Raw genomic sequence first — 10507 nt, forward strand, 5'->3', positions numbered from 1 at the left:
TATCTCACGGACAAGATTAATTATACCTTAGAAATTAAAATATGTCAACATATTTTTAAAATATTTTTATGTTTTTAATTTTTTTCTTTATTTTCCAATACTTTTTAGCTTTTTTATTTTTTAAATTTATTTTTTAAATTCTCTTTTAGTCTTTTTAAAGGATACCCTTTAAAAATCCATACCTTTCTAATTTTTTGAAAATCATTAAAATATTTTATTCTCTCTTCGTCTAATGGTTCTTTACACTTTCTACTCCAACATTTATATATTCCTGTAATATCAGCACCTTTTATTAAATCTTTTAATTTTTGGGGTAACCATTTTATGGAAATACATGATTGAAAGTCTATTAAATAAGGATAATAATTTTCTCCAACTATTATATTTCCTAAATTCCTTAAATCCAAATGCACTATATCTTTTTTATGCATTTCTATCACATTTTTTTCTAACTCTAAAAAAAATTCTTTTTCTATACTATTATCTAGAAAACTTTTTAAAGGTTTTCCTTTTATAAAATCAAAAGCTAAAGTATATTTTGATAAAAATATTATATTTTTGGTAACCGAAGGATTTTCTTCTAATTTTTTTAAAGAATTCCCTTCTCTTTTAACAAAAATTCTTCCTAAAGTATTTTTTAAAATCCAAGGAGAAGTAGAAAAATCTTTTATGGTTAAATCTAAATTTTCATCTTTATACCTGAACACAGCAGCATTTATATACTCACCTTCATTCATTAATATTAAATTATTTTTATCAATCTCTTTTCCTAATTTTTTTGATAATTGATTTTTTATATTTTCTTTTATTTTTTCTAAATCTTTCATTTTCTACACTCTATCCTCTTTAAATCAAAATGAACTATCAGTCAATATTTTAGTTCAATTATTATATCATTTTTAATTTTTTTAGTCAATTTAAAAAATATTCATATTATAAAAATAATGTTATATATTTAATTTTGTCATAAAAAATTTTCCTTAATATTTATTACATTAAAAACTTTTTATCTTGTTTAAAAATAAATTTAACATCTAATAAAAAATAAAAGGTATCACAAGCCAATAATAAAATTATCATCTTGAAATACCTATTTTGGAATTTTATATTTATTATAAATCTTTTGCTATATTATCCAATTTTACAGCTACTTTTAGGACCTCTTCCAAATCATCAAGGTATAACATATTTGGCCCATCACAAGGAGCAGTATTTGGATTTGGATGAACTTCAGCAAATATAGCATCTACTCCTACTGAAAGAGCTGCTTTCATTAATGGAAATACATATTCTCTATTTCCACCTGAGCAACTTGAAAGCCCTCCAGGAATTTGTACTGAATGAGTAGCATCAAATACAACAGGAACCCCAAATTTTCTCATTTCTAATAATCCTCTCATATCTACCACAAAATTGTTATATCCAAACACATTTCCTCTTTCACAAAGTAAAACATTTGGATTTCCAATTTCATTCATTTTTGTCACTACATTTTTCATATCCCAAGGTGCCAAAAATTGGCCTTTTTTTACATTTACAGGAAGTCCTGTTTTTCCAGCTGCTATTATTAAATCTGTTTGTCTACAAAGAAAGGCTGGTATTTGAAGCATGTCCACTACTTTAGCTACTTTTTCACATTGCCATGCTTCATGCACATCTGTAATAACTGGTACTCCAATTTCATTTTTAACTTTTTCTAATATTCTAAGTCCTTCTTCCATTCCAACTCCTCTGTATGAATGAATAGATGAACGATTAGCCTTATCAAAAGATGATTTGAAAATATAATTTATTCCTAATTTATCACAAATCTCTTTTATTTTTTTTGCAACCTCTAAAGACATCTCTTCGGTTTCAATAGCACATGGTCCAGCTATTAAAGTAAATCTTTGTTTTCCACCTATTGTAAAATCTTTAATATTTATTTCTCTTGTTTTTTCTAATTTATTTATCATTCTTACCTCTCAATATTATTTTTTTAATTTATTTACAGCTTTTATTGCTTCTTCTCTATCATCAAAATGAATTTTTTCTCTTCCAATTATTTGATAATTTTCATGTCCTTTACCAGCTATTAAAATTATATCATCTTTCCGAGCTAACTTAACAGCTTTTTCTATAGCCTTTTCCCTATTAACTTCAATAATATGATTATCTTTTTCTAAACCAACAGTTATATCTTTTATAATTTCACTTGGTTCTTCTGTTCTAGGATTGTCTGAAGTAACTACTATTATGTCACTATACTTTTCTGCTATTCTTCCCATAATAGGTCTTTTAGTTTTATCTCTATCTCCTCCACAACCAAATACTGTAATTATTCTATTAGTTTTAAATTCGTTTATACTTTTTAAAATATTTTCTAAAGCATCACCTGTGTGTGCATAATCTACTATTATTGTAAAATCAGCCTCTGTTTTTACTGGTTGAAATCTACCTGGTGCTCCATGTATTTTATCTATCTTTTCTATAATTTCTTTGTCATCAATACCTAAAACCTTAACAGCTCCAATAGCTCCTAATAAATTATAAAGATTATACCTTCCTAGAAGTTTTAAATTTACACTATAAGTTTTATCAAAAATTTTTATTTCTACTTCTTGTCCTTCTCTAGTTATTCTTTTTATTTTTCCTTGAATATCTGCTGTTTCTTTGCTCCCATAACTTATTCCATTTGTATATTGAAAATATTTTTTTCCATATTCATCATCTATATTAATTATAGAATTTTTTTTATCTTTTACTAAATCAAATAATTTTCTTTTAGCTAAAAAATAATTTTCCATAGTTTTATGGTAATCTAAATGATCTAAAGTAAGATTTGTAAATATAGCACTTTCAAATTTTAACATATCTACTCTTCCTATATCTAATCCATGAGAACTTACTTCCATAACTAAATATTTAATATCTTTTTCTATAGCTTTCTTACAAATTTTTATAATTTCTAGTGAAGATGGAGTTGTATTAGGTGCTGGTATAACCTCTTCTCCTATTTTATATTCAACAGTTCCTATTCTTGCTATTTTATTTTCTCCTAATATACTTTCTAAAATATAAGTTGTAGTTGTTTTCCCATTTGTTCCTGTTACTCCAACTATTTTTAGTTTATCTTGTGGATAATTATAAAAATTAGAAGCTATTATCCCCATTTTTTTTCTTAAATCTTTTACTAAAAAATATCCTATCCCTTCTACTAAAGGAACTTCTTTTTCTACTAATATTGTTTTAGCACCATTTTCTATAGCTTTACTTATAAATTCATGTCCATCAGTAATAGAACCTTCTAAAGCTATAAATATATCTTCAGCCTCTACTTTTCTAGAATCAAATTCCATATTTTTTCCAAATATTTCATCTGATATCATTTGTAAAGCTTTATAATCTACACCTCTAAATAATTTTTCAATTTTCATTAAATTTCCTCTTTTCTAAATTTTATTTTTAAATATTTCCAATATTTCATCTTTAGTTTGGGCATTATTCAATTTTGTTACTAAATCTACATCATCCATTATTCTTGCAAATTTTTTTAACCATTTCATATGATGCTTAGAAGATAATGCTGATATAATAAATAATAATTTTATCTTTTTATTTTCAACATTTGGAAAAACTATCCCATCATTTATTTTTAAAAAAGATAGTGAATTTTTACTAACTTTATTTCCTGGTCTCGAATGTGCTAAAAAGATATCATGATCTACCAAAAACTTTTCTCCATTTAATTTTATATTTTCTTTTATTTCTTCTATATAATTTTCTGTAATACAATTATCTTTTATCAGCATTGAAGAAGCAATATCAATAGCTTCTTGCCAATCTTTTACGTTATTTACGACCTCTACTCTTAAATTTATATCATTTTCAAACATAGATTCCTCCTAGTAAATCTATTAACCTATCAATGCTGCCGCTCCATAAATTCCTGCATTTTCTTCCAAAATTCCTATTTCTATTTTAAATCCATCTTGTAAAGTTACTCCCATAGCATATTTAGGTAATTTTTCTTTAACTTTATCTAAAAGTATATCTCCTGCCAAAGATACTCCACCAGATAATATTATTTTTTCAGGATTGATTAAATTTAAAATATTTCCTATACCCATAGCTAAATATTCACTTTCATATTCTACTATATCAAGAGAAAATTCATCTCCCTCTTTAGCACATTCAAATATATCTTTAGCCTCTAATTTATCTATTTGTCCATTTAATTTTTTATACAATTCATTTGTTTTATTTACTTTTAACCTTGAAATAGCTTCTCTTTCTATTCCTGTAGCTGAAGCATAAGCTTCAAAACACCCTCTTTGCCCACAACCACAAAGTTTTCCATCTTTAACAAGTTTCATATGTCCTACTTCTCCACCAGCGCCAGTAAATCCAGAAATTATTTTACCATCTATACAAATACCACCACCAATTCCTGTTCCTAAAGCTATAGTAACACTACTTTTTGAACCTTTTCCAGCCCCATGCTTTGCCTCACCTAAAGCTATAACATTTACATCATTTTCTAATTTTGTTTCTTTTCCACTTATTTTTTTAAAAATTTCAGCTATATTTAAATTTTTTTTCCAAGGAAAATTAGCAAAAAATCCAACTATTTCTTGATTTTTTACAGGTCCGGGAATTCCCATTCCTACACCTTCTAAATTATCTATACTTATATTTTTTTCTCTTAACAATTCACAAATAGTTTCCCATATTCTTATCATTGTCTTTTCTACTCCTTCTAAAGACAATGTTTTTATAGATTTTTTTATAATAATATCGCCCTCTTCATCTAATATACCTATTTTTGTATTTGTTCCTCCAATATCTACTCCAGCAATATATTTCATCATAATCAACCCCTCTTTAAATTTAAGATATTATTGTCTATATTTATATTATAATATAATTTTTCATTTTTTATCAATTATTATTTGATTTAATTATAAAAAACTTTCTTAATTTATATTGTAAAAACTTGATTATTATAAAATATAGTGATATAATTTTTTTAATTAATATTTTCTAGGAAATTTATCCTGTGACTTCACAGGTTTTTTTATTGAGAATAATATATTTTAATTTAGGAGGATTTTATGAAAAGAAGTTTATCTGGTATACAACCAAGTGGAACTTTACATCTTGGTAACTATTTTGGAGCCATGAAACAATTTATTGAAAATCAAGATAAATATGAAGGATTTTATTTTGTAGCTGATTATCATTCTCTAACTTCTCTTACAAAACCAGAAATTTTAAGAGAAAGCACAAGAAATATTATTTTAGATTATCTAGCTTTAGGACTTGACCCTGAAAAATGTACTTTATTTTTACAATCAGATGTTCCCGAACATGTAGAACTTTCTTGGCTTTTATCAAATGTTACTCCTGTAGGACTAATGGAAAGAGGTCACTCTTACAAAGATAAAATAGCTAAGGGAATTTTTCCAAATACAGGACTTTTAACTTATCCTATCCTTATGGCTGCTGATATTTTAATCTATGATTCCGATGTAGTTCCTGTAGGAAAGGACCAAAAACAGCATCTAGAAATGGCTAGAGATATAGCTATGAAATTTAACCAACAATATGGAGTTGATTTCTTTAAACTTCCTGAACCATTAATTATGGAAAGTTTAGCTGTAGTTCCTGGAACTGATGGACAAAAAATGAGTAAATCATACGGAAATACTATAAATATGTTTGCTCCAAAAAATATTTTAAAAAAGCAAGTAATGTCAATAGTAACTGATTCTACTGAGCTAGAAGCACCTAAAAACCCTGACAATAATATATCACAACTTTATAAACTTTTTGTGTCAGAAGAAAAATATCAAGAAATGAGAAATAAATTTATAGCTGGTGGATATGGTTATGGACATGCCAAAAAAGAATTATTAGAAGCTATTCTTGAATATTTTAAAGATGCTCGTGAACGTAGAGAAGAACTTATGAAAAATCCTGAATATGTAGATGAAGTTTTAAGAAAAGGAGCTCTAAAAGCTCGTGAAATAGCTAGAAAAAAAATATCAGAAGCTAAACAAATTGTTGGACTTATGGGAAATGCTTATAATAAATAATAATTTAAGAGGTTATATTCAATGAAAAATTATGATGAAATAAAACGCGCTATTAGTTTTGGAATACCAGTTTTTATATCTTATATTCCTGTAGCCATTACTTTTGGACTAGTGGCCAAAAATTCTGGTTTTTCTTTATTTGAAGCTTTTGCTTTTTCATTTTTTCTGATAACAGGTTCTGGACAATTTATGACTATAAATCTTTGGAATATAAATACAGGAATTGTAGGAATTTGGTTCACTGTTTTTTTAATGAATTTAAGATTATTTTTAATGAGTTCAGCTTTAAATGATAAGCTTACTGATAGAGCTAAAAAATATTCTCTTTTTATTGCACCTTTAATAACTGATGAATCCTTTGCTTTATCAAGTTTACAAGAAAAGAAAATAGAACCTGAATTTATAATTCCGTTACAATGTATTGGACATTTTTTTTGGTGGACTTTTACAATAATTGGTTATATTATGGGAGGTTTTCTACCTGAAAATATAAGTAATAGTATGGGAATAGCTATTTATGCCCTATTTATTTCTATGTTAGTTCCTCAAATGAAAAAATCTTTATCTATAACTTTTATTGTTCTTCTTTCAGGATTTATAAATTGGTTTATTAAATATTTAAATATATTTCCAAGTGGTTGGAATATAATTTTAGCTATTATTATTTCTTCTTTTGTAGGAAGTTTTATTTTAAAAGAGGAGGTTGAATCAAATGAATAAAACTACTTTTATTTTGATTTTAGGATTAACTTTAGTAACCTTTATTCCGAGATTTCTTCCTTTTAAACTTATGAAAAACATAAAACTTTCAAAAAGAGCATCTTTATTTTTAAAATCCATTCCTTTTTCAGCTATAGGAGCACTAGTTTTACCAGATGTATTTTTTTCAATTCCTAATAATTTTATTGCTTCATATATAGGAGCTTTTAGTGCTTTTATTCTTTCATTAATGTTTAAAAATTATATTTATGCTGTTATTGGAAGTATTTTATTGGTATATTTATCTATTATATTTTTCTAAAGGAGAATTATGAAAAATAAATTTTGGAATTCCTGGTTTAAACTTGTTGGTATGTTATTAATTGTTCTAATCATTTGGATAGTATTATTTTTTTTAGGAAAACACTTTTTAGGTGATACTTTTGAAAGAAATAAAGTTATTCATTATATGCTCCTTATGATTATGGTTATAAAAGTAAGAGAAATCTTTTTAAAAGATATTAACTTAAAAAAAGAAAATAAAAAAAATTTAGATGAACTGGAGAATAATAATTCTGACAGTGACAAAAAAATTTAATTTTTAAGTTGCATAATTTTTTATATTATGTTATAATTCTTTCAGATTAAAATTTAATATAAAAGGGAGTAGTTTTAATTGCAATGTCAACAATCTCGACAGTTAATCTGTCTGGTATTGCAAGCCTTTAATTTTTAGGTAACGAGACTTTTAATATAGTTTTTACTATATTAAAGGTCTTTTTTATTTTTTAATTTTTTAAGGAGGAAAGATGAAGAAATATTTTAACCAAAGTTCTGAAGAGATACTTCAAAATCTTCAAGTAACTAAAAAAGGACTGAATTCTATACAAGTAGAAGAAAATTTAAAGAAATTTGGTCCTAATCAATTAGAAGAAGGAGAAAAAGAAAGTGCTCTTTCAATTTTTATTTCTCAATTTAAAGATGTTTTAGTTATTATTCTTATAATTGCTGGATTAATTTCAATGTTTACAGGAAATTTTGAAAGTTCAATAGTAATATTTGTAGTTATTACTATGAATGCTATTTTAGGTACTGTGCAACATATAAGAGCTGAATCATCATTAGAAAGTCTTAAAAATTTATCTTCACCTAAAACTCATGTTATTAGAAATGGAGAAAAAATAGAAATAAATTCTAAAAATGTAGTTGTTGGAGATATTATACAATTAGAAGCTGGAGATATAGTTCCTGCTGATGCTAGAATCATTGAATCATTTTCTCTAAAATCTAATGAAAGTTCTCTTACTGGAGAATCTGAAAGTATTGAAAAAAGTAGTGAAATTATTGAAAAAGAAGATTTACCTTTAGGAGACCAAAAAAATATGATTTTTTCAGGAAGTCTGATTACTTATGGAAGAGGTACAGCTGTTGTAGTTAAAACAGGAATGTCAACTGAAATAGGTAAAATAGCAACTCTTATGAAAGATACAAAAGAAAATTTAACCCCATTACAAATTTCTCTTGATAATTTTGGTAAAAATCTTTCAATTTCCATATTAATTCTTTGTGGAGTTGTATTTGGTACTAATATTTATCATGGAGTTACAATTCTAGAATCTTTATTATTCGCTGTAGCTTTGGCAGTAGCTGCTATTCCAGAAGCTTTAAATCCTATAGTTACTATTGTGTTAGCTATTGGTACTCAAAAAATGTCTAAAGAAAATGCAATAATAAAAAAATTAAAAGCTGTTGAAGGATTAGGATCTGTTTCTATAATTTGCTCTGATAAAACTGGTACTCTTACACAAAATAAAATGACTGTTAAAAAAATTTTTGTTAATGAAAAAGTTATTAGTAGTGAGGATATAAGTTTAGAAAATAATTTTGAATCTGACTTAATAAAATATTCTTGCCTATGTAGCGATGCTATAAGTAGTAATGGGAATGAAATAGGAGATCCTACTGAAACTGCTCTTACTACTCTAGCTTATAAATTAGGGATAAAAGAATTAGATTTAAGAAATAAATATAAAAGATTATCTGAAATTCCTTTTGATTCAGATAGAAAACTTATGTCTGTTCTTTGTAATATAAATAATAAAAATATTATGATTACAAAAGGTGCTCTAGATGTTATTTTAAAAAGAACAAAATATATAATTTCTAATGGAGTTATTAGAGAAATAAATGATCAAGATATACAGCTTATTGAAAAAATTAACTTTGAAATGTCTAATAATGGATTAAGAGTTCTTGCCTTTGTTATTAAAGAGTTTGAAAATTATAAAAATTTAGAATATTCAGATGAAAATAATTTTATTTTTGTTGGATTAATTTCTATGATTGACCCTCCAAGAGTTGAATCAAAACAAGCAGTTGCTGATTGTATAAAGGCTGGTATAAAACCTATAATGATTACAGGAGACCATAAAATTACAGCCTCAGCTATAGCTAGAGAAATTGGAATACTTAGAGAAGGTGATAAAGCTATTGAAGGAATTGAACTTGAAAAACTTTCTGATGAAGAATTTGAAAAGGAAATTGAAAATATATCAGTTTATGCTAGAGTTTCTCCTTCTGATAAAATTAGAATTGTTTCTATGTGGCAAAAAAAAGGAAATATTTGTGCTATGACTGGTGATGGAGTTAATGATGCCCCAGCACTTAAAAAAGCTGATATAGGAATTGCTATGGGAATCACTGGGACTGAAGTTTCAAAAGATGCTGCTTCAATGATACTAACTGATGATAATTTTTCTACAATTATAAAAGCAGTAGCTACAGGTAGAAATATCTATTCTAATATTAAAAATTCTATTAAATTTTTATTATCTGGAAATTTAGCTGGTATTATTTCTGTTTTTTATGCTTCTGTATTAAATTTACCAATGCCTTTTGCTCCTGTACATCTTTTATTTATAAATCTTGTTACAGATAGTTTACCAGCAATAGCTATTGGAATGGAACCAGGAAATAATAGAATTCTAGAAGAAAAACCTAGAGATATAAATGAACCAATTCTTACAAAAGAATTATGTACTAAAATATTATTACAAGGTGGACTTATTACTATATTTGTTTTGTATGGTTTTTATCAAGGATTAAAGTATTCTCCAGAAGTTGGAACAACTATGGCTTTTGCTATTCTTTGTCTTGCTAGGTTATTCCATGGATTTAACTGCCGTACAAATAGTAGTATAATAAAATTAGGTTTTATGTCTAATATATTTTCTGTTTTTGCTTTCCTTATAGGAACTGTTTTACTTACTTTAATATTAACTGTCCCTAGTTTAGGAAAATTCTTTGAAACTACCTCACTTACTATGACACAACTTGGAATGATTTATCTACTGGCTTTTATTCCTACAATTATAATCCAAATTATAAAATATATTAAATATGACTTAAATAAATAATTACAAACCACCACTTAAAGTGGTGGCTTTTTCTTACTCTAATTTCAAAATTCAGTCCACTAACCAAATAATACTTTGGTTAAATACCAAAGTATTATTTTCTACTTTTCCTATTTTCCATAAAAAGAGTAAAATATTTTCTTAAAGCTAACTACTTTAATGTAATACTCTTAAATTTAATTTACCTCTTTATCATTATGCTTAAAAGATATTTTCTATCTCAAAATCTCTATTACTATTTATATTTTAAATTAACAAATCCATCAACTATCTAAAATATCCTTGAAAAATTTTTTCTCCTTAAATTTTCTACTA

The 10507-nt window shown here is 25.8% G+C and carries 10 protein-coding genes; 5 read left to right on the top strand and 5 right to left on the bottom strand.

Going from position 1 to position 10507, the window contains the following annotated elements; genetic code table 11:
* Positions 1–113: 113 nt before the first annotated feature.
* The 5 genes from HF862_RS09660 to HF862_RS09680 form a co-directional block, all read right to left on the bottom strand.
* Positions 114–827: a hypothetical protein gene (locus tag HF862_RS09660; RefSeq protein WP_170187658.1), complete on the bottom strand. Its 714-nt coding sequence runs from the start codon at positions 825–827 to the stop codon at positions 114–116.
* A 285-nt stretch (positions 828–1112) separates the two neighbouring features.
* Positions 1113–1955, bottom strand: coding sequence for a 3-deoxy-8-phosphooctulonate synthase (gene kdsA / locus HF862_RS09665; protein WP_170187659.1), 843 nt, complete (start codon positions 1953–1955; stop codon positions 1113–1115).
* Between the two features lie 15 nt (positions 1956–1970).
* Positions 1971–3416 carry a UDP-N-acetylmuramoyl-L-alanyl-D-glutamate--2,6-diaminopimelate ligase gene (locus HF862_RS09670; protein ID WP_170187660.1) on the bottom strand — a complete coding sequence of 482 codons (1446 nt, stop codon included), beginning with the start codon at positions 3414–3416 and terminating at the stop codon, positions 1971–1973.
* Positions 3417–3431: 15 nt separating this feature from the next.
* Positions 3432–3875 (bottom strand): PTS sugar transporter subunit IIA, encoded by a 444-nt coding sequence (locus HF862_RS09675; protein WP_170187661.1) that lies wholly within the window; start codon positions 3873–3875, stop codon positions 3432–3434.
* A gap of 21 nt (positions 3876–3896) precedes the next feature.
* Positions 3897–4847 carry an ROK family protein gene (locus HF862_RS09680; protein WP_170187667.1) on the bottom strand — a complete coding sequence of 317 codons (951 nt, stop codon included), beginning with the start codon at positions 4845–4847 and terminating at the stop codon, positions 3897–3899.
* A 246-nt stretch (positions 4848–5093) separates the two neighbouring features.
* Here HF862_RS09680 and trpS point away from each other — a divergent pair, with 246 nt between their 5' ends.
* From trpS to HF862_RS09705, 5 genes are all read left to right on the top strand, one after another.
* Positions 5094–6077, top strand: a complete 984-nt coding sequence (gene trpS, locus HF862_RS09685; protein ID WP_170187662.1) for a tryptophan--tRNA ligase — start codon at positions 5094–5096, stop codon at positions 6075–6077.
* A gap of 21 nt (positions 6078–6098) precedes the next feature.
* Positions 6099–6797 carry an AzlC family ABC transporter permease gene (locus tag HF862_RS09690; protein ID WP_170187663.1) on the top strand — a complete coding sequence of 233 codons (699 nt, stop codon included), beginning with the start codon at positions 6099–6101 and terminating at the stop codon, positions 6795–6797.
* On the top strand, positions 6790–7098 hold the full coding sequence (locus tag HF862_RS09695) for an AzlD domain-containing protein (protein ID WP_170187664.1): 309 nt from the start codon (positions 6790–6792) through the stop codon (positions 7096–7098). Before HF862_RS09690 ends, HF862_RS09695 begins: the two co-directional genes overlap by 8 nt.
* Positions 7099–7107: 9 nt before the next feature.
* Positions 7108–7374: a hypothetical protein gene (locus HF862_RS09700; protein WP_170187665.1), complete on the top strand. Its 267-nt coding sequence runs from the start codon at positions 7108–7110 to the stop codon at positions 7372–7374.
* A 211-nt stretch (positions 7375–7585) separates the two neighbouring features.
* A complete protein-coding gene (locus tag HF862_RS09705) occupies positions 7586–10192 on the top strand; it encodes a calcium-translocating P-type ATPase, PMCA-type (RefSeq protein ID WP_170187666.1) in 2607 nt (868 codons plus the stop codon).
* Positions 10193–10507 lie beyond the last annotated feature (315 nt).

The organism is Fusobacterium sp. FSA-380-WT-3A (assembly GCF_012843705.1).
GTDB lineage: Bacteria > Fusobacteriota > Fusobacteriia > Fusobacteriales > Fusobacteriaceae > Fusobacterium_B.